Below are 20,503 nucleotides of genomic sequence, written 5' to 3' on the forward strand. Positions count from 1 at the left end.
TCATGAAACCAACAGGACTTTAAATGATGCTAAAGCATAGAAAAGGGTAAGATAACCTCAATATACTGGAACGCTTCCTTGGAAAAGCTTACCTATCTAGCTCCTCTAGCAAATGGCGCAGGTCCAGGGGCTTGGTGTACATTTCTAAGGTTCCGTCTGGTTTAGAAGGCCATGCCTCTTTTGGTTTATCCCAATACAACTCCACGCCATTGCCGTCAGGGTCATTGAGGTAAATGGCCTCAGACACGCCATGATCGCTGGCTCCTGTAATGGGATATTTGAGTTGCCGCAGTCTGTCTACTATCTTTGCCAGATCCTTTCTGGTAGGGTAGAGGATGGCGGTATGAAACAAGCCCACCCCCTCTTTAGTGGCTGGTGGAGCGCCTTGGCTGTACCAGGTATTTAGCCCAATATGGTGGTGGTAACCGCCAGCAGAAATGAAAGCAGCCTGGCTGCCGTAGTGGGTGGTAATTTCAAAGCCTAACACATCGCAGTAAAACGCGAGTGCCCTGTCCAAGTCGGCCACTTTGAGGTGTACGTGCCCTATGCGGGTGTGTGCGGGTACTACATAGTCATCAGCCATTCAATCAAAATTTTGGTTGGATCATAGTTTCAAGTAAATGCTACCTTATGATGCCCGAGTGCATTTACTTTTTCCTTCAACTTTCATGACCAATTTCTGACAAGATAAAAAGAGACAATTGCTAAGCCTTGGGTGATAAGCCTGTTGCCAAGCTAAAAACAAGCATCCTCTAGCTAGTAACTTTTATGGTGGTAAATGTTAATAGTGCTTGCTAATTGTCTTTTGCCTGCCATCTTTTTTTTAATCATGTTCAACTTTCTTTACCACATCAGGAAAAGACATTGAGTTAACATGAAATCACAAGCATCCTATTAGTTTATGTAAGCTTAGGTAACCTGCCGAACAGTTGGTTATTGAAACGTGAAAACTATCATTTTGGATAAATTTTATAATCCTTTGCGAATAGAAGTCTAGGCCTAGATTTGTTCTTTTCTTGATTATAAAAAAAGGTGAAAAGGACTTCAACGATGCTTCTCACAGCCGTGCCTTTATTATAAAAGGAATGATTATGCAATAGAATTGACAATCTAGTTGAGTGAGCGTGCTAAAGCCCTAGGATCAAATTCTAAAATTACTATGGCCATCTGCCTGTGAATAGGTTTTTATACTTTTTCTAGATTAGAAAGCAGTGTTCTGCCAACGAATCATGTAAACTGGCAACGTAGATGTAGAACATAAAAAAAGCCCGCCTTTTAGTAGGCGGGCTTTTTTTATGCATATGTTGTTTAACCTATTCAGCTTTCTGGTTAATGTACCCTTTGGCAAGCTTGTTTAGGAGCGTATCTGTCTTTTGCTCCTCCTCCAGAGTAAGTCTCAATAATTGAGCAGCTTCTGCGTGGCCTAGGCGTTCAGCATAGTGAGCGGCGGTGCCGTACCCGGCAATCTCATAGTGCTCAATGCGTTGGGCAGAGGCAATTAGACCGGCGTCTTTTACTTCTGGTTCTGCATCTTCTTCAATGGTCTCTTCGCCTTCCTCAACCAAACCTTCCATGGCCTTGCACTTCATGCGGCCTGGGCTAATGCCAACCAATTCGCAAACTTTCTCTAAGCGAGCTTTCTGTTCCTTGGTTTCTTCTAGATGGGTTTCAAAGGCCTTGCGCAATTTGGCATCTTCGGTGGCCTTCGCCATTTTAGGGAGTGCCTCAATCAATTGCTTCTCGGCGCTGTAAAGGTCTTTTAATTGATGTTCAAAAAGGTCTTCTAATGTTCTTAATTTAGCCATAGCGGTATAGGTTCTGTTGGTTTGTGTTCGGAAGGTCTATACGCGGAGGGCCCTAAAGAGTTGATGCCTGATATGCAGGCCTTAGCCATTTGCTAGGCAAATAATCTCACTTCTTAAGCCTGTTTTATAGCCTTAAGCATCTGTCAATCATGGTTTGATAGCCTTCTCAATAAGGCAGTAACTAATACCGAACCACTTTTTCCTAAATATAAAAATACAAGAAGTAGAGTTATAGCGATCGGGGATGGCTTGTAATGGTTTTTTTTACTGCGTGGACGGCAGCCCATCCCAGATCTTCCCTGAAATTTTGTTTTGATCTTTATTGCTGAAAGGCCGTGTCCTTATAAGCAATGCATAGGGAGTGGTAGGCGTGTTGCAGTCTGTCTGCGCAAATGCAGAAAAGATAAAACTGCCAGGCAGAGACTCAGTAATGTAGGTCTCATGATTGAGGCGCAAGAAACAGTCCTTAACTATTATGAAAGTGTTAAAACGAAAAAAGCCCCTCAGAATGAACTGAGAGGCTTTTTAGTAGACCGTAGGATGGAATTATCGAACCTTATTCACAGTGACTTGGCTTTGTTTTGTCAGTTTCTTCAGCTGGAAATCAAACTCTGAAACCCTTTGAAGTCATCTGGCCATAACTTCTGACATACAATTGCGGATAATAAAATTAGAATTTCAATTTTAACGGTCTCCCAATTTAAACTTCATTCACATAAACCCTTGAAAAGAGCCATGTATATGATGCAGTAAAATCTAAAGGGAGCCCAGCCTAGTCGTTTAGGTCGCGGGAGTCTGTGGTAACGGTGTTGTCTGGCGCGATGATGATGTCATATTCGTGGCACTCGTCCATTTGCACGGTCTTCACTACCTCGGCCTTGTCTACCGTGATGGTGAAAGTGACCGTTCCCGCCGCATACTGCCTGGCGGCAGAGGTGGTACCGGCCGCCACGTTGTTGAGGTTCTCGGTGTTGCCGTTGGAGGTTTTAATCTGCACGCTGGCTTCCTTCGTGCCTCTGTTGATGATGCGCGCGCTTGGGTTCTCGCCTTCGCACTTGTCGCAAGCGCTCAGCGTCGCCAGGGAAATACCCGCGGCTAAAATAGTAATGAGGGTTTTGAAAGATTTCATATCGTTTCGTAGTTATGATGCCCGGGTAAGGCATGTCTTACCGAGTTGATTGCAATCCATTTGCATATTCATTTTCAACCATGGTTGTACTCCCGCAACCTTCAAATATAACGATTTCTTCTGGGCGTGAATAATCTGGGAGAATTTTAAAATTAGATGCTGGACATATTTCCATTACCCATCAAACCAGCTCATTCAAGCTTGAGAAGGAGCCTCTTATCATCAACTCGGCTAAGAAGATACAGCTAAAAAGGATATAGTAAGCTCAGCTATAGCCCCGGTAGCAAATTGGAATATTCAGATAGTTTGGAGTTCGTTACAAAGTACCTGGCAGAGTCATGTTTATGCCAGCAATAAAAAGGCACCTCACGATAATGAGGTGCCTTTTTTGTTAAAGCGTTGCCAGATGCTAAACTACAGTGCGTCCACTCTGGCTTCCACCACGGCCTCGACGCTGTCGCTGATGAGCGAAAGCAAGTCATAGCCTGTCTTGGCCTCGATGGCGTCTACCGTGGTCCTGTACTGGCGCCAGTCAGAGGTAACGGTCTGGTTGTTGGGCATGTCCACGGCAATCACCCGCGTGCCGGTGGTCACCCGGGTGGCGTCATTCTCGCCGTCGGGGATGATGACCACTACCTTCCAGGTGTTGGAGGGAACGGTCACCCTGCCGTTGGCGATGGTGGTGGCGTACCCGTTGGAGCCGGAGCCGCCCACTCCGTAGCCACCGGAGATGACGTAGACCTCATAGCCGCCCGTGAGCAGGGAGCGGCTGTAACTCTCCAGGTTCGCCCAGCCCGTCTGGTTGTTGTTGGGGGCCTGCGGGATCATGTTGGTCATCAGGAAGGTGCGGGAGTTGTCGTCCACCGTGAGCGTGCGGTCCGCAGACGGACACATGTGGCCCCGGTCGAAGCCGCTCAAGCTGTAGTCGGAGGCAGTCACCTGGTACCAGCCCGCAGGAAGTGTGACGTCCGCCCGGAAGTCATCCTGGCGCGGGGTGCTTCCCAGCCAGGACTCGTCCAGGTGCCAGCTCACCCAGTTGGCCGTTGCCTTGTCCCTGCTGTAAGACATCACGAACTCGTCCTTTCTCAACAGGTAGTTGTTGTAAAGGGCTACGTCCGTCATTGCGTTGGAGGGGTTGCCCAGACTCAAATGAACTGAGCCTGCCGTACCCGTGGTGTCTGCCGTGCCACCCCCAGTTGAGCCACCCCCGCCGGTGCTACCGCCGGCCGTGCCGCTCACGCTGAAGTCGTCGATGTTGATTCTGAGGCCAGAGCCGGATGTCTTCTGTATTCTGAACCTCACGCCAGCGGTGAAGTTAACGGCAATGGTTACCGGTTGAAGGGTAGTGGTGGAGGTAACAGTGTTGCCCTGCTTCACCCAGGTGGCGCCGCCGTCTGTGGAGGCCTGGAGTTCCCAGGTGCTGGAACCGTCCGTTCCGTAGGTGGCGTGGCTCACCGTTACGCTCTGCGCCTCCTGCACGTTGAACTGCATCTCCAGAGAGCCCAGGTCTCGTATCCTCACCGACTTGAGGCCCGTCTTGCGGTCGGAGTCCAGAGTCCCAATCAGAGATTCATTTAGGAGCCAGTTACCGGAAGGGAACGTTACCACTCCTGCGCCGTAACTCCCCTTGGAGCCGGCCTCGTAGTCCTCGCTCACCGCAGGGGCCACGACCGCTGGGTTGGACTCCACGCTGACATCATCCAGGTTCAGGCGACTGGTGGTGGCGTCTGTCTTTCTTATCTCAAAGCGCACCGGCCCTGAGACGTTCAGGCTGATGGTGGCCTGTTGCAGGGTGGTAGAGCCCGCGGTAAGGCGGCTACCGGCCAAGGTCCAGGTAGCCCCCGAGTTGGTGGAGTAGTACACCTCGAAGGAGGTGGACTTGTCCTTGCCGAACTTGCCGTAGTGGACGGAGAAGGACTTGGCCCCGTCAGGGTAGTCGAACTGCATGGTGAGCTTGCCGCTGTTCTGCAGGCGGGCCGAGGCGGTCCCGCGCTTGGCGTCGGAGGTGCTGTTCCCGATGAGCGCGTCTTGGAAGTTCCAGGAGCCGTCCGTGAGGGCCACCGTGCCCAAGGTGTAGCTGGTCTTGGTGCCGGTCTCGAAGCCTTCTTGGTGCAGGACGCTGGCGGCCTGGGTGCGGCTAGCAGAAACAGGGGAGGCGGGGTTGATGAGTTCCTGCTCGCATCCAGGCAGGAAGAGCAGAGTCTGGAGGGCCATGAGCCATCCGAAGAGGTAGAGTTTTTTCATAAGTGAGGGTTAGGTTTGAAAGTGGGCTAAAGCTGAAAAATCCCTGGCGTCTTTCAAAGCCATACACCGAAACTTAACAAATATTTAACCCTCAGTTATATATGGTTTCTCTATCTAACAGAATTTGTCAAAGTGGATTACTAAGTTCATTGCCCTATTAGACACAGGCCACAAAGCAAAAGTGCTAAGTCACCTTATACAATACAACAATTTTTATGAGTGCTGAAATAGTGACATAGAATCTTATGATTTACATAACACATGTTGTATCATAAGATTTGGCTATGGGGTGTAGTTAGGCAATAAGGTTAACTAAAGGTAGGCTAAAAGTATCCATCCTTTCCCGATTAGCCATAAATCTCCCAGCCATCGTTAGTGTAGATCAACCAAATTTAAACTTGATGGAAGACCAAGCTCGTCCAAAGGATGAGTCCTATCTGAGCTTTTAATCAAGCTACATTTCCATTCTTCAAAGCCCCCCTCCAAACCACACTTATGCACCCGAAGTAGACGTGGCAGATATCACTTTGCGATTGCCATGAGGGGCTCCTTAGGATTTGGGCCAGCCTCACCAAGGGGCTCGGCAATCAGACCCTCACTCCCTCCGCGTGTGCCTAGGCACCTCTGCATATTCTGCCATATTACCTTATGGGCTTTTCTCGTTTGGCCTCCCGCTTAAAAGGCTTTCAGGCGTCCTACGAGTTAATAGATGTTAGCTGATGTTTTGCCACCTAATCTGGCACCTTTTTTAAAGGGCGGATTTTATTCCATCCTCGTAAAAAGATGCCTCACCATGGTTGTGCCCTCGGTAGTAGTTGATAAAGCAATTAGACATGGGTGCTTTAAATTAAATGAGATCAGTGGCGCGAGTATTTATTTGGCTAGGGTAAATGTGTGACTTTTAATAAATTGCGCCAATTTTTTTAAATCATACAATTTACATGAAAAACATTTACCTGTTTATTTGTGCCATGCTGTTCTCATTCAGTGGAATAGCGCAAACAATGGTCATCACAAACGGCGTTGTATCCGTTGACGGCCAGAATCTTTTCAAGATCAAGAAGACCCAGAAGGGCAACATGCTTCTGCAAACCATGCCAGAGTTCACCATCTATGACCTGCAAGACGTGCCTCGCTTAAAATGGGAAGGCGACCAGGGGACCCTTGTCTTTTTGGATGACAACAAGTCCCATCTTCCACGCACGGCAGACGCCTACGAGAAGAGCATTGCTAAATTCATCATCAAGGACTCCATCTTCACCAAGGCTGGATATAACGCCGGGTATAAAAAAGCTTGGATAGAAAAATACGGGGGCTATTACCATTCTAACAAAGCCGTCACCTATGACAATAAGGGACTGATAGTCCGGGATAAAAGCAAGTCGGTAGAAACACTAGAGAACAAGATATTGCAAGACGGCCTGATCATAGGAACCCTAAGCAATCACACTGTCCCTGGCAATGAGGGCAGGCGTGAACTTCGCGTATTTAATTCAAAGGAGGAAAACGTGTTGAGGGCCTTTTACGACTGGAGCTCAAGTATGAACCAAGGCGGGGATTTCAAGATTGAAATGAACCTGGTAAAGGAAAAGGAGACTGATGAACTAAAGGTGACAGGCGTTAACAACCTGAACAAGAAGATACTGGAATATCTCGTCGTGAAAGGGTATTTGTAGTATATAGATAAGAATTTGCCTGTTGTTGCAGGTATTCTATAAATTAAGAAAAGGCCGCTCTTTCACAGAGCGGCCTTTTTTATGAAAAGCAGAATACTATAAAAGATTTTCCTTTAGCCGGCCTCAGTAAATAAGTCAGTAATTGGTTTTGCTGATTGTCTCTTTGAATATTCAAAAACACACTGCCTAAGCCTTTTATCGTTCTTATTTGAAAATCCAGGTATAGTAGTTATTTGTCTCGCCAGCCTTTCCTTTTTCTGCGGTATACTTGACTAAAAGAAAAAGCACCATACGGTCACCAGGCATCACTTTGCTCTTCAATTCTGCCAAGTCTAGCATATTCCCACCTACAGTTGTTTGTTCCATTGCAATGTAACCGCGCGCCAGGGTAATGTTAAACGCCTGCACCTCATATTTGACGCCTTCCTGGCAAGCATTGTTCTTTTTAAGGCGCAGCGTGACCTTGCCAGTTGGAATGGCACCCTCTGTAAGCTTAACTTGTTTGTCGTCGTAAATCTCAAGCTCCGGAGATAAGCATGGGGGCTTGGTTTGCGTAGTTTTGTTTTGGGCAAACGATACTGCGCCCCAGAGGAGGAGCGCCAGCGTGCAGAGTACTTGTTTCATTTGGTTCATAGTGGTAGCAAAGGCAACAGGGAGGGCTACTTGGCTCGCGACTGCACCGGCCAGGGGAGGATGAATGGGAATACTCGGTTTAGGTTCAGTGCCCCAGCCATTCATATGGTTTAGGATTGCCTTATCTAAAAGTGATGATCTTGATGACGGGCTTGGTGAAAGCCTTCTTCTGGCCCTTGGCGTTTGTGCCATAGAAATGCGTGACTTGGATAGTCACCCTGTCACCGGGCTTCGCATTGTCGCGCCATGGTACGGCTACGAAACTGCTCCCTTTGAAGCTTCTCTCGTCTACCAGCTTACCGCCTTTCATATAATATGCCATGCCTTCTACCGCTTCGTAGGCGACGGCGGCGGGGCACGAGGTGTTAGGCTCCAACCTGAAGGTGAAAACACCAGGAAAGTCCAAGATCGGGGCCGTGTCAGCCAATGCTTTCTCTGATGCACCAAAGGCTACCATGGTGGGGGAGTCGCAGTTGGTCTGCGCTATGGAAGTGAACGATATGGAGAGTAGTAGAAGCGTGAGTAACCTTATCTTCATACAGTTGGGATTGAATAGGTTGTCAGTCTAGAGAATGAGTGTGGGTGTTATTCGCAAAGTTATGAGTTTTGGTTAAAATTATAAACCGCTTTCGTTGAGCAAGGTGAGCACTGTGTTCATCTAAAGATACCTTGTTTAAAACCTTTTTGCGAACGTCCAAAAACTGAGTGTGTTTTGTGAAGATTTACGCCTTTTTATCTCCTGCCTTATCATTCATTAAACATATCTATTAGACTTTCTGCAACTTGGAGCATGGAAGAAACTTTCAGTAAATCAACTGAAAATGATTGCCGGTATTAGGTTATTGATTTACGAATTATGACACCAAAAAGTCTTGTGAAACACCTGACAATAGATACCTACTTTTAGGTATTTGTGGATTAGAAACCATTTTTTATTTTCGCCAAAAAGCATAACTCTCTTATGTTTAAAGCATTATGGCTGTGAGGTGCGCACCATTCCTGTAATTAGATACAGTTTGTATTTCAAATCAAGTACTGTCATGAAGGCAAACAGCAGTGCTAAAAAAACTCTTCCCAATACATTGACCTGATTTTCTTGATATGTCCCAGTCCTAAGATGACACAGGAAAGATTGCAAGTCCACCTGAGCCTGTGGCCATTTTCGGAAATACCTTTGGGAATCGCTTAATCTGTACACCAAACTTTGTTATATGAATAGAATATTTACACTAATCTTCCTATTCTTACTCCTCGTGCTCTGTGCCAATGCGCAGGTAGGCTCCTGGGTGACTAGAAAGTCCCTAGGCAATGACATGTCTGCCAGGGAAGAGCCCGGCATGGCGTCCCTCAACAACAAGCTCTACATCTTAGGCGGCTACAACAGTTGCGGGCCAAAAGATTTTACGGAGTATGACCCTGCCACTGGAGTATTGAGGAAGCTACAACCCCTTGGTTCAAGTTGTGCCAATGCTATACGGGGGCGCAGTCTATTTACCGTAAAAGGTAAGATCTATTCCTTTAATGCCTACGGCACCGGCGTGTCTGTGTATGATTTTGCAAAGAACGAATGGACGCATGAAAGGCACCTGCCGGCAGATTTAAATCCAGATGCAGGTTTCGTGGTGAACGATACCATCTTTGTGACCTCCCAAATGGGTAATCACTTCTACTCCTACAACATAGTGTCTAAGACGTTTACGAAGAGAGGTAATTACCCTGGCCCCAGTAATAACAGCGGCACCATTGCTTTCAGTGTAAATGGGAAAGGCTACTGGGGGGGAGGAACAGCAACCAACACGAACCCATTTTATGAGTACAATCCCACCACAGACTCCTGGACTCCAAAGGCTGCCATGCCTTATCCCTATACATATGGGTCTGCCATTGGCCTCAAGGGAAAAGGCTACGCAGGCCTGGGCGAGCACCCTACCCAGAAGTCCCAGCTCTGGTACGAGTATGACCCTGTAGCCAACACGTGGACCAGAAGGCAGAACGTGATGGACGTGCCTGACGTGGGCACCAATACGCCATATCGCATCACCAAAGCTGGGATTGCCGCCATCGGGGATGACATATTCATCTTTGGTGGTAGCTTCGGCACTAATCCTCCTAAATATTCAGACAATCTTTTTCAATATAGCACCATATCCCACACTTGGCAAACTACGGATGAGGAGTTAGGTGGTAATAGAACCGAAGCCGCTGGTGTCTACCTCAATGGGAAAATATATGCGGGTGGCGGGCATGACAGCGAAAGCCTAGACGATTTCTGGGAATACAACCCAGCTACCAATCAATGGGCCTCTAAGACCCCATTCCCTTCCACCCACGCCCAAAGAGCCGCAGTGGAGCTGAATGGAAAAGGATACTTCATTGGCGGTTATGATAGAAACATTCCGTATGGTTCAAATGGTCAAAACTACACAGATGCCTTGTTAGAGTATGATCCAGCTACCAACCAATGGACTTCTAAGGCGCCCTTCCCCGGGGGCAGAAGGACAAGAATGGTAGCGTTGGTTTACAATGGAAAGATTTACGCGGGTATGGGAGCTAACACAGGTAACACTTCTACCAAAGATTTTTGGGAATATGACCCCGCCACAAATGCCTGGAGACTTTTAGGGAACGCCCCTTTTGAAGCAAGCGATGGACATTCGCTCAGCTATTTTGTTTTAGGCGACGCCGTCTATGTGTTAAGTTACAGAGGTACTTCCGCAACTGTCAATATGTTCAAGTATTCCTTCTCAACCAATACCTGGCAAATCATTCCAGTGTCGGTTCCAGGATATAATACTACAGCTACTACTAACCAGGCTTATGTCTACAACGGGAAGGCATATTTAGTGCTCCAAGGCAACGGGTATGATGAGAAAATCACGGTATTTGATCCTGTGGCTAATACGTGGCAGTATATTATCAACAAACCCTTCAGTACTAACAGCAAGACCATTGTCTCAACTCCATCAGGAATCTATTTTGGATTCGGTGAGAACGGTAGCAATCAAACCTATGGAACCTACTCCTCAAACGCATGGCATGAGCTCAAGTTTGACATGGGGGTTTCACAACAGGTAGGCCTCTTCACGCCAACGGTAGGCAGTATTTCCAATCCTCCAGAGTCTTGTGGTTCTTACATGCTTCCTCTCAACTACGCGCATACCATTTATGACCTGGACGGCAAATTGTTCTCAGCGGTCATTGCCGCTACCAGTGGCGGTAGTGGAGTATGCCATGAGGTCAATTCCATAGATACTCAGCAACCCTACAGAACCATGGTAGGCAAATTCGACCAAGCTTACAGTGAGCACGTTATGTTCTTGAACAAAAGCATCTTGTTTAAAAACAGGTCAAGCCTAGCGAACGGCACCAATTTAAGGCTGTACTATACTACCACTGAGCTGAACAAGTTTGTGCAGGCATTCAACACCAAATACAACACCAGCAAAACCATCAATGACATCAAGATCATGCGGTACTTTGGGAGTACCAATGACCATGACCCATTGAATAACATGAATCCGCAGAACTTTGGGGTATTCACTTCGCTCACTGGAACATTCAACAACTATGGTCCTGACAAATATCTGGAGCTTACCAGTGTAGCCAGCAAGGAAATAATGGGCGAGTTGTATGCCGTCCTGACTATGGATGCCACGCCGCCTGCGCCAACCGTGACCACGCCTGTTACCTATTGCCAGAATGCAACGGCTAGTGCCTTAACGGCCACGGGCGCTAATCTAAAATGGTATGCCACGGCCACTACCAGCACCAGCCTTTCCTCTGCACCGGTGCCTGCCACCACGTCGGCGGGGACGGTTTCTTACTGGGTGAGCCAGACGGTAGAAGGGGTGGAAGGCCCAAGAGCCAAGATAGACGTAACGGTCAATCCTTTGCCAGGTCAACCATCTGGCGCCGGAACGTGGGCCAGCACTATCACATATGGTACAAACGCCACCTTTACGGTCAACTCTGTCGTGGGGGCCACTTCTTACAACTGGACAGTGCCTGCAGGGTTTGAAATTGTAGCAGGACAGAATACGAATGCTATAATCATAAAATCCACTAATGGATCAGCGACCGGGGCAATCTCTGTGAAGGCGGTGAATGCCTGCGGGGAGGGCATTGCCTATTCAAGAATCATCGCTTCCTCAAAAGCCACGCCAACCGTTGCCTTCGATGATGTCACCAGGACCTATAGCCCAAGCACGTTTACCTTAGCGGCTACCACCAATTCTTCAGGAACGGTTTCTTATCAGGTGCTGGAAGAACTCACCGCTACTTATCCAGGGGATGTCGCGCTCTCTGGTGCTGGCAACAGTGCGGTGACCGTTGTCAAGTCTGGGAAGGTAAAGGTTAGAGCCACTGTGGCCACAGACGCCAACTACCTGGCGGGCTCAGATGACATGGAGCTCACCATCAATAAGGCTACGGCCACAGTTACGCTCTCTAACCTCACGCAACAGTTTGACAACACGCCCAAGGCCGTTACTGTTACTACCAACCCAGCCAACCTAACAGTGCAGACTACATATAACGGCTCAGCCACGGTGCCTACGGCGGTTGGTACGTATGCTGTGGTGACGCAGGTGGTAGACGTTAACTACGCAGGCACAGCCAATGGCACCTTGACCATTAATACGGTCACGTCTTCTGTTGACTTAGAAGAAGCTCCAGTGATGAAACTGTACCCTAACCCGTCCACCGGAAAGTCGCTACTGGAGTTGGGTAAAGGAAACAAGGCCGTTGTGACAGTGACCAGTGCATCTGGCAAACTTGTTAGCCAGTCCACAGTGAAAGACCGTATCGAGATAAATCTGGAAGCCTTGGCCACAGGAATCTACTTCGTGACGGTGCAGGTACAGGACAAGGTGCCAGTGGTACTAAGATTGTCTAAGTTTTAAAGGAAAAAATATCCATCGCATTTAGTAAATAAATTGAATAGCCTCGGTTCTTTCTATATATGAGAGCCGGGGCTATTTTTAAGTATAGCATTATAGTTCAATACGCTTTTATCTATACATCATATCCACTTTACCGGAAAGTCTTCCTTCTTATATGTTTTGTGTCCCAGAAAACGGCCTTCATATGAAACGGAAACTGACCATGTAGAATTAAGCCATTATCAGTGAAGTTGGCACCTTAATAACTCATCTCATTATAATAAGATAGTTTTTCGACTCTGTGACGGGCTCAAAATGTTTTAGAATTAAAATGGTAAGCTTAGAAAGTTGTACGTATATCTTTCCGCATACCAAATAAAAAGGTCTGTAAGAGATTATCTTACAGGCCTTTTGAGATTATAATTGAAGTCTGTGGTATAGAATTGTCGACCCTTATCCAAAAAAATAGCTTTACGATTTTCTTGAGCATTAAATCATAACCTGAAATCCTATAGCGTCTGCTGAACATAACCTCCGTTCTTGGACTAGCTATACCTAAATATTTATCATATAATAGCTTTGGTATTTTTTTTGGTAAAGGCTAGGTATAGAAAGCTTGTGTAATCCGATTCATCATGAAATACCGCCTACGGGAAAAAGCTCCCCTTCCCCGATAAGTTCGGAGAGAGCTGAAAAGGAAACCCGATAACCCACCGAGGCGGTGTCTATCCTGAACAGCCCCCTGGCTTTGGAGGCAGGCGCAAGGCCCTTGGACCTATCCCCGCGCCTTGTCAATATCCCGGTGGGGTCTTCCAGCTCCCATGAGCAGCGTCGGCAGGGAGGGAAGTCCCCTGCACGGACAGGGCTGGGGCAACAGTGGCCAGAGCCAATCCGTCGCAAAGCCCGCCGAGCATTTTTCGCCGGATCACTAAGTTTTACTCATCCATTATATTTTGAACGCCCTATTTGAAAATTCTGGGTAATGAACCGGCATGCTTCCAGAACATTTCCGCAAATCAACCACTGGCATGTGTTCTTCTTGCCTGGGACAAGGTTTAGATTGCCGGCATCCTAGTACTATACTATGCCCTTGGGGTTCTGCAGGTCCTTTCTGTGTTTACATGACGGCGAACTTTAACGTTAATCCACAGCGAACAGAGGCAAGCTATCGTATATGAGGGCCAGAGAAGATAAGCACCAACCTTAGACTAAAAGGTTGCAAATTTATTATTGCTAAATTGCAAGACCTTGCTTAACAAAACCCGCCCATGATAAATGCCATAGAAAGGAACAATGTTAAAGTCTTGGGCAATGGCAGCACGCCAATGCTCTTTGCCCATGGGTATGGATGTGACCAAAACATGTGGCGATTCGTATACCCAGCCTTCACCGAGCAATACAAAGTAGTGTTATTTGACCATGTTGGGTTCGGGCACTCTGATGTTTCGGAATACTCGCCTCAAAGGTATGGCTCACTTCAAGCCTACGCCGATGACATCATCGGCATCTGCACTGAGTTGGGCCTGAAGGATGTCATCTTCGTAGGGCATTCGGTTAGTGCCATGATCGGTGTCCTGGCTGCTAATACATCCCCTAGGCTCTTTAGTAAATTAATCCTTGTAGGCCCGTCCCCAAAGTATATAAATGAAAATGGGTACGTGGGAGGGTTTGACCGAGATTCTATTAATGGTCTTTTGGAATCATTGGATGGTGATTACCTAGCCTGGTCCAATGCCATGGCCCCGGTAATCATGGGAAACGCCGAAAAGCCGGAGTTAGGCGAAGAGCTGGCTGCGAGCTTCTGCCGGAGCAATGAAGAGATTGCGAAGAATTTCGCATACCTGACTTTCCTCTCTGACGGGAGGGAAGCCTTGAAAAGGGTCAAGGTTAAAACACTGGTGTTGCAATGCAAGGAAGATGTGATAGCACCGATAGAAGTTGGCAAGTACGTACATGAATCTATTGAAGGCAGCTCCTTTGTTCTGCTGGATGCCACGGGGCACTGCCCCAACTTGAGTGCCCCAGAATATACTGTAGATGCCATCAAGGGTTTTTTGCAGGAGTAACATGTCAAAATAGTAGACTGCTAACCAATAACAAGGGCTAGGGGTGTGCCCATTTCCAATTAATGGCAAAAAGAGAGTTGAAAAAGGCGAATGGAGATGTCTATCTGGAAGCGAGCAGATCTCACGATAATAGCTTTATCTTTGTAAACTGGATTGGTATCCAGTCGTTAGAATCAATCATGATGGGCGCGAATGTTGTCTTGGATATGCTTCGTGAAAGACCCTGTCCCAAAATCCTAAACAGCAATAAAGAACTAATCGGCCCATGGAATGATGGGGCCTTATTTTTAGGGAAAAAGTGGGCATCAAAAGCCAAACAGGCTGGTGTCACCAAATTCGCCCAAATCCTGGGTCCTGGAATTTATGGCCGAAAATCCTTTAGCTTCTTCCTAGAATACGCTATCGACCACTTGGATATAAAGTCTTTTGAGACCGAGTCGGAGGCTCTTGCCTGGTTAAACGAAAGATAAAAAGGTTCTTATCATCTGATTAGACTTCCAGAAGCCATGCCTCAGCTTCTGCTCTTGTCACGAATGTCCTGTTTTAAATAGATAAACCTGTTTTCTGGGTACCCTCATCGGAAATTTCCTTGGAGCGCACCTCCCGGGCTTCATCCAGCGCAAGGATGCGGTCTAGCTTCCTCAGCCTAGTGCCCATCAAGTTCAGGGAGAACCTATGCGTGACAGCCTTGTAAGCTTCGTCCTTCACCTCTATCACTGACTTGTTCGATTCAATGCAAGGAGCTTGATGTCATAGTTAGTGAGGGTGTCAACGATTTGACTTAGGCAGAAGCTCAACTCTGACATACCCAATGCCTAGATTGTCGGGCATGGTGGTGACAGGGGCATACTAGGCGGGGTCCTAGTCCAGAGTGATCATGGCGTCTTAAATTACCATTTGAGCTTAGGGGGGTGTTCGTCCTGGAATATATAGCCGTTTGACTACGTAGCTAGATTTTAGTTTTATGCCCTTAAGCGCAATGCTTTAATTTTTCTACTCTGAAATCGTCATCACCCAGCTCGGATATGGCGAACCTACAAGCAGAGTAGTATGTTTTAAAATACCCCACAATCTTCTCATTAATAATAAGGGCGTGCGCCTCAGAGGTAAGGCTCTGGGCGTCTTCTAACTTCTGGGATTCAGAAACAAGTTGCGCGTATAAATGGTACATATAGGGGAGATTTTGTCCGCAAAGATAAGAAAACGCATGTAGATACACTAGTTTAGTCCATGTTCTTAGCAAGTCAATTAACCAATGCCCGTCTCTAATAGGTCAATGAGAACTTTACTCCACGGCTCTGACTAAACTCCTTAGTGTCACTGGCTAACAAGGGGCCTGCAAGGCAGCCGTTTTTTTATTTTAATAAGTATTAATACTATGGTTATTCTGATTTTATTTTATGGTCAACCACGTATAGTATAAAGAAAAAATAAATCAGATGAGGCAAGGAGAGCATACAATGAATGATTTTGAGAGAATGTTCGCTCATTCAAACACGCCACATGCAGCAACATGAATGCATCGGTAAAGGTGGGGTGGATTGAAGGAAGGAGAAGATTAACATCCAGGGTCTGCCTTTTCATTTCAGTAAGTTCAAGCACTATGATGACGCCAAGGCCTGGCTTCTCCAAAAATAGTAAGTCCAAGCAGACAGGTGGATGTATTCCAGGCTTCCGGTCGCAGGAAGTATTTACGTCCTAACAGGCAGAAGGCTAACTAAGATGGCCCTTCTGATGGATTGTCGTTGGAAAGCCCGAATCTCCTTATCCATACTTTTCAAACGATCCTTTTCAAAAAATACAACTACCTATTGTCGGTCGCTATACCTTGGTCAATTTTTCTGTAACTCCAGCCAAAAAATACCTTAGGATTGTCAATGATTTATAACAGTACTCATGTAGAACAACCAGACTAATATGGGTCTTCGTTGGATTACATAAGAACTGAGGAAAGGCGCAAAACAGGCATCCGGCATTCTGCGTTGAATGGCCGGGCGCTAGTCATTGTCGAGGGTTATTTATCATTAAGGTCGGAGGCTGATTTTGGGAGGTCTTACCGCCTATTTCCTTATATTGCGCTTCTGTAAAAATAGATTGACAGTTATCGCCACTGCAAATGGAAAATACAACATCTGAGCATATGACCAAACAAACTGAGTCCGAATCAGCGCTGGAGAAACAGCTCAAGATAACCAACACCATCACCGACAATGCCACGGTGGCCATGTTCATGATGAATGACAGGGGCTTCTGCACGTTCATGAACCCTGCGGCCGAGAAAATGACAGGCTTTACCTTTGCAGAGGTGCAGGACAAGCCGTTGCACGACATAATCCATCACCACCACCCCGACGGCACTCCTTACCCTATGGCGGACTGCCCCATTGACCGGGCCCTGCCTACCAACAACAACGTACGGGCGCACCAGGACGTCTTCATCAGGAAGGACGGCAGCTTCTTCCCCGTTAGCTGTGCGGCCAGCCCGATCTTTGAGAACGGGGTGCCTGTGGCCACGGTCATCGAGGTGAAGGACCTCACCGAGGAGAAGGCGGCAGAAAGGGCCTTGAGGGACAGCGAGGAGAAGTTCAGGTTCATGGCCGAGTCTCTGCCCCAGATGTTCTGGACCACCCGGCCGGACGGGTACTGCGACTACTACAACCAGAGGTGGGCGGAGTATACCGGCATTCCGCTGGACAGACTGTACGGCTACGGCTGGCTGGAGACCGTGCATCCGGATGATGCCCAGAAGGCCAGCAATGCTTGGAACAGGGCTGTGGAGACAAAGACGGAGTACCAGGTGGAATACCGGGTCCGGCGGCACGACGGTACCTACCGCTGGCACCTGACTAAGGGCCTGCCCCGGCTGAATGAAAGTGGGGAGGTTATGATGTGGGTGGGCAGTACCACCGACTACCACGAGCAGAAAAAAATGGTGGAGGAGCTCGTGGCAACCAACGAGGAGCTGGCGGCCTCTTTCGACCGCGAGGTGGCGGCCTCCCAGAAGGCTGAGTCCCAACGACTGCTTCTGCACGACCTGTTCATGCAGGCGCCGGCACTGGTGGCCATACAGCGGGGCCCTGAGCATGTATACGAAATGGTCAACCCGTTCTACCAGCAACTAGCGCCAGGAAGGGAGTTCATCGGCAAGACGGTGGAGCAGGCCTGGCCCGAGTTAAAGGGACAGGGTTTTTTCAAACTGCTGGACAAAGTTTACCAGACCGGCGAACCTTTCGTAGGCAATGAGATGCTGGCGAAGATAGACCGTCATGGGAACGGGCAGATGGTGGATACCTACTATAATTTCGTGTATCAGGCCTTTAAGGAAGAGGGTAGAATTGCGGGAATCGTGACCTTTGGATTTGAGGTCACTGACTTGGTTCTGGCAAAGCTTGACAATCAGGTGAAATCAGAAGAATAGCAAGGATATTTCAATCGTAGCTTTCGTTTTTACTACACCAATCCCCCAATATGTTACACAAACAGGATAGTCTTCAGAGCCTAGACATAAAGCAGGCCAGGGTGAAATTCATCCTGTTCAAGTCAAAGCTGCGGTCCATCCTGTACGGAAGTTCCGCGGACGACTCGGTGCTGTCCCCAAGGGATAACTCTCTGGGGCAGTGGTTGTATGCCTCTGCCTTGGCAAAATACGGACACTTGGCAGAGATAAGGGAGATCGAGAAGATCAATCTGTCCATCTCCGGCATAGCCAAGGATTTGATTAGCCTTTACAAAGGAGGCAAGATAGACGAGGCCCGGTCAGGGCTGACCCACCTTGACAGATGGGAGGAAGAACTGATAAGGTTGCTTGATGAGATTGAAAGCAAAGCCTAATGAAAATTCCCAAATGGGGAAATACTTTTAAAAAGGTAGCTTTCATGAGTAAATGTCTTAACCGATGATTTACTATAAGATTTGGAGAAAGGACTGAAACATTGACCGGCTGTAACAAGATTTACGCTATTTAACGATTTACGACATCTATAGAACCTTAGGCGGCAACTTACGTCTAGGTAGCATTATGACACAGGAGTACAGAAACGCATTCGGGAATGTCTATCTCTCAGTGACGGTGGACAGTGAGAATAAATGGGTGCATACGAACTGGATGGGGTATCTGACGGAGGAAAGCGTGAAGGCAGGTGCCTTGGCTTATACGGACGCTCTCAGAAAGGCGGGACTTTCCTGCGTTCTGAACGACACCACCCAGGTGATTGGGAGCTGGGACCACTCGATAGATTGGGTTGTGAACGAATGGGCTCCCATGGCGGCGAAAGCCGGACTGAAGCACTTTGCCATGATCACCGCCCCCCAGACCTTCGCAGAATCCTCGGCCTCTGCCTTTTATTCCAACTTAAAATCCTTCGAGGCGAAGGTATTCGACAACATAAGCGTAGCCCGACAATGGCTAAGACAGTATTCACTCCAAGAAATTAGCATATGAGTCCCACAGGAATGATGAATGCAGAAAAGGTGGAGTTGAAAAGGGTGTTTGGTGACGTATACTGCCGTATTTCCAGAAAAAGCGATAACTCAATCGTACATGCCCAGTGGTTTGGTGCTCAGTCAGAGGAGACTGTGAAAGGCGGGGGGCTTAAAATGCTTGAGCTGATGCGGGAAAGGCCCTATGCCAAATTGCTTAACTGCAACAAGGAGGTGATAGGCTCCTGGGACACGGCCCTGGAATGGGTGGAGACCGAGTGGGCACCTGAGATGAGGAAAGCCGGTTTACGCTACCTCGCCTATGTGGTTCCTACCAGCGTCTTTGCCACCATGACGGTTGAAATGGCCATACAGCGTCTGGGAGATGACTTTGAGATCAGGACCTTTGACGATGAGCAGAACGCAGAGTCATGGCTTATATCTCTAGGCCGTATTGATTAATACCCTCCAATCTTTTTAGAGAGTAGACAATAAAGGTATAAAGATTCCTGTTATGAGTTCTGCTATTATAAAGGCACGTTTCTAAAATTAAATGGGTGTGTCTTTCTCTTCTAGCCATAGGATAGCATCTTGTTTTCTGGAGAAAGTCCTGATTTGATAGGAAAGGTGGCCTGACCGCCTTATCTGCTCAATGTTGGCCTGTGCCTGCAGTTCGCGGGCCTGATCCATAGGCTGTATGCGAGCCAGTCTCTCAAGCCTTGTCCTTGCCAGTTCAGCTCCCAATGAAAAAGAAAGCTCCCTGTTTTGCTGCTCGCCAACTGTTATCCTAGAGAGGCTTGCATCTAATAACAGGCGCTTTATGTCATAGTTTTAGATGGCCCCAACCATCACTGTGAAGCTCTCCCGAATCATGTGTAGGGAGGCGGGGTCTAGGTCTGGGTACTCCACTGTAAGAATGTCCGTGGACGGGCTGTAGCCCATTCGGATGGGGCTGTTAGGGAGTAGGTTCATGCTCAGAGTTAGGTTGCTTAAGATGCTTTTTATGCTATCTTAAACTTTACTTTGAAGAGCCTTCCCGTCTTTTAAAATCTACGAAAATCTGAACCCGCTCGTCTTCTGGGTCTGACATGCGGTTCACCGTCACCTGGTCCCCCTCGCCATAGTAATTAGCGATGCCTCTTATGATTCCCACGGCCACGCCCGCCATGCGGCGCTTGGAGTAGTAGTCGACGATGAGCCTGTCTCTGCCTGACTTGGTCACGAGCAGCATGGGCGGGGTGGTCCTTGGGTCCTCGCGCCGCACCGCCCCGTGCATGGCCTCCTCCGTATTGAGGAGCATGTCATAGGTGTGCCACTCGGGGGAGATGTACTTCTTGTAGACCATCAGCAGGTCCGGCACTATGAACTCGCCGTACTGTTCCATCAGGTCGTATACCGGGGTGCCAGAAAGCTCAGAAGCCCGCGCCACGATGGCGAAAAGGTCGTCGGTGGGGTACATGTCATGCATCTGATAGGAGGCGTTCTCCACCCCGGCGCTCTCCACAAGCCCCAGCCAGGTGCTGTGGTCGTGCGTGTACTCCACAAAACGCTTCAAGAGGACGAAGATGCTGCCGTGCATCATGTCCTGGTTCCCAATTCTTTCTGTATCCATGTATTCTTATAGTGCTGCCCAGGGGCGAACGCAGATTCT

18 protein-coding genes are annotated in these 20,503 nt (G+C 47.9%); 8 read left to right on the forward strand and 10 right to left on the reverse strand.

Annotation, left to right across the window (positions count from 1 at the left end):
- Positions 1 to 88: 88 nt before the first annotated feature.
- The 4 genes from ABD880_RS01080 to ABD880_RS01095 all read right to left on the reverse strand — a co-directional run bounded on the left by ABD880_RS01080 (position 89) and on the right by ABD880_RS01095 (position 5,178).
- Positions 89 to 583 (reverse strand): VOC family protein, encoded by a 495-nt coding sequence (locus tag ABD880_RS01080; RefSeq protein WP_345161448.1) that lies wholly within the window; start codon positions 581 to 583, stop codon positions 89 to 91.
- Positions 584 to 1,313: 730 nt separating this feature from the next.
- Complete coding sequence (locus ABD880_RS01085) at positions 1,314 to 1,805, reverse strand: YciE/YciF ferroxidase family protein (protein ID WP_345161450.1); 492 nt, start codon at positions 1,803 to 1,805, stop codon at positions 1,314 to 1,316.
- 772 nt (positions 1,806 to 2,577) lie between these two features.
- A complete protein-coding gene (locus ABD880_RS01090) occupies positions 2,578 to 2,934 on the reverse strand; it encodes a hypothetical protein (RefSeq protein WP_345161452.1) in 357 nt (118 codons plus the stop codon).
- A 414-nt stretch (positions 2,935 to 3,348) separates the two neighbouring features.
- Complete coding sequence (locus tag ABD880_RS01095) at positions 3,349 to 5,178, reverse strand: DNA/RNA non-specific endonuclease (RefSeq protein ID WP_345161454.1); 1,830 nt, start codon at positions 5,176 to 5,178, stop codon at positions 3,349 to 3,351.
- A 941-nt stretch (positions 5,179 to 6,119) separates the two neighbouring features.
- Here ABD880_RS01095 and ABD880_RS01100 point away from each other — a divergent pair.
- A complete protein-coding gene (locus ABD880_RS01100; protein ID WP_345161456.1) occupies positions 6,120 to 6,854 on the forward strand; it encodes a hypothetical protein in 735 nt (244 codons plus the stop codon).
- A 204-nt stretch (positions 6,855 to 7,058) separates the two neighbouring features.
- Here ABD880_RS01100 and ABD880_RS01105 read toward each other — a convergent pair whose 3' ends face one another.
- Both ABD880_RS01105 and ABD880_RS01110 read right to left on the reverse strand, forming a co-directional pair.
- On the reverse strand, positions 7,059 to 7,487 hold the full coding sequence (locus ABD880_RS01105; RefSeq protein ID WP_345161458.1) for a hypothetical protein: 429 nt from the start codon (positions 7,485 to 7,487) through the stop codon (positions 7,059 to 7,061).
- A 121-nt stretch (positions 7,488 to 7,608) separates the two neighbouring features.
- Positions 7,609 to 8,025 carry a hypothetical protein gene (locus ABD880_RS01110; protein WP_345161460.1) on the reverse strand — a complete coding sequence of 139 codons (417 nt, stop codon included), beginning with the start codon at positions 8,023 to 8,025 and terminating at the stop codon, positions 7,609 to 7,611.
- Positions 8,026 to 8,698: 673 nt separating this feature from the next.
- Between ABD880_RS01110 and ABD880_RS01115 the strand changes: the two genes are divergently transcribed.
- From ABD880_RS01115 to ABD880_RS01125, 3 genes are all read left to right on the forward strand, one after another.
- Complete coding sequence (locus tag ABD880_RS01115; protein ID WP_345161462.1) at positions 8,699 to 12,388, forward strand: Kelch repeat-containing protein; 3,690 nt, start codon at positions 8,699 to 8,701, stop codon at positions 12,386 to 12,388.
- Positions 12,389 to 13,635: 1,247 nt separating this feature from the next.
- Positions 13,636 to 14,433 (forward strand): alpha/beta fold hydrolase, encoded by a 798-nt coding sequence (locus ABD880_RS01120; protein WP_345161464.1) that lies wholly within the window; start codon positions 13,636 to 13,638, stop codon positions 14,431 to 14,433.
- Positions 14,434 to 14,495: 62 nt separating this feature from the next.
- Positions 14,496 to 14,903 carry a hypothetical protein gene (locus ABD880_RS01125; RefSeq protein ID WP_345161466.1) on the forward strand — a complete coding sequence of 136 codons (408 nt, stop codon included), beginning with the start codon at positions 14,496 to 14,498 and terminating at the stop codon, positions 14,901 to 14,903.
- 500 nt (positions 14,904 to 15,403) lie between these two features.
- Here the strand turns inward: ABD880_RS01125 and ABD880_RS01130 are convergent, their stop codons facing one another.
- Positions 15,404 to 15,604, reverse strand: coding sequence for a hypothetical protein (locus ABD880_RS01130; RefSeq protein ID WP_345161468.1), 201 nt, complete (start codon positions 15,602 to 15,604; stop codon positions 15,404 to 15,406).
- Between the two features lie 969 nt (positions 15,605 to 16,573).
- Here ABD880_RS01130 and ABD880_RS01135 point away from each other — a divergent pair.
- From ABD880_RS01135 to ABD880_RS01150, 4 genes are all read left to right on the forward strand, one after another.
- Entirely contained in the window at positions 16,574 to 17,851 is a 1,278-nt protein-coding gene (locus ABD880_RS01135) for a PAS domain S-box protein (RefSeq protein ID WP_345161469.1), read from the forward strand.
- Positions 17,852 to 17,901: 50 nt separating this feature from the next.
- Positions 17,902 to 18,264, forward strand: a complete 363-nt coding sequence (locus ABD880_RS01140) for a hypothetical protein (RefSeq protein WP_345161471.1) — start codon at positions 17,902 to 17,904, stop codon at positions 18,262 to 18,264.
- Positions 18,265 to 18,523: 259 nt separating this feature from the next.
- Entirely contained in the window at positions 18,524 to 18,874 is a 351-nt protein-coding gene (locus ABD880_RS01145; protein WP_345161473.1) for an STAS/SEC14 domain-containing protein, read from the forward strand.
- Positions 18,871 to 19,314 (forward strand): hypothetical protein, encoded by a 444-nt coding sequence (locus ABD880_RS01150; protein WP_345161475.1) that lies wholly within the window; start codon positions 18,871 to 18,873, stop codon positions 19,312 to 19,314. The genes ABD880_RS01145 and ABD880_RS01150 overlap by 4 nt, the downstream gene beginning before the upstream one ends.
- A gap of 87 nt (positions 19,315 to 19,401) precedes the next feature.
- Here ABD880_RS01150 and ABD880_RS01155 read toward each other — a convergent pair whose 3' ends face one another.
- From ABD880_RS01155 to ABD880_RS01165, 3 genes are all read right to left on the reverse strand, one after another.
- Positions 19,402 to 19,542, reverse strand: coding sequence for a hypothetical protein (locus tag ABD880_RS01155; RefSeq protein WP_345161476.1), 141 nt, complete (start codon positions 19,540 to 19,542; stop codon positions 19,402 to 19,404).
- Between the two features lie 141 nt (positions 19,543 to 19,683).
- A complete protein-coding gene (locus tag ABD880_RS01160; RefSeq protein ID WP_345161478.1) occupies positions 19,684 to 19,824 on the reverse strand; it encodes a hypothetical protein in 141 nt (46 codons plus the stop codon).
- Positions 19,825 to 19,870: 46 nt separating this feature from the next.
- On the reverse strand, positions 19,871 to 20,464 hold the full coding sequence (locus ABD880_RS01165; RefSeq protein ID WP_345161480.1) for a heme NO-binding domain-containing protein: 594 nt from the start codon (positions 20,462 to 20,464) through the stop codon (positions 19,871 to 19,873).
- Positions 20,465 to 20,503: the final 39 nt, after the last annotated feature.

This window comes from Nibribacter koreensis, assembly GCF_039541795.1.
Lineage (GTDB): Bacteria > Bacteroidota > Bacteroidia > Cytophagales > Hymenobacteraceae > Nibribacter > Nibribacter koreensis.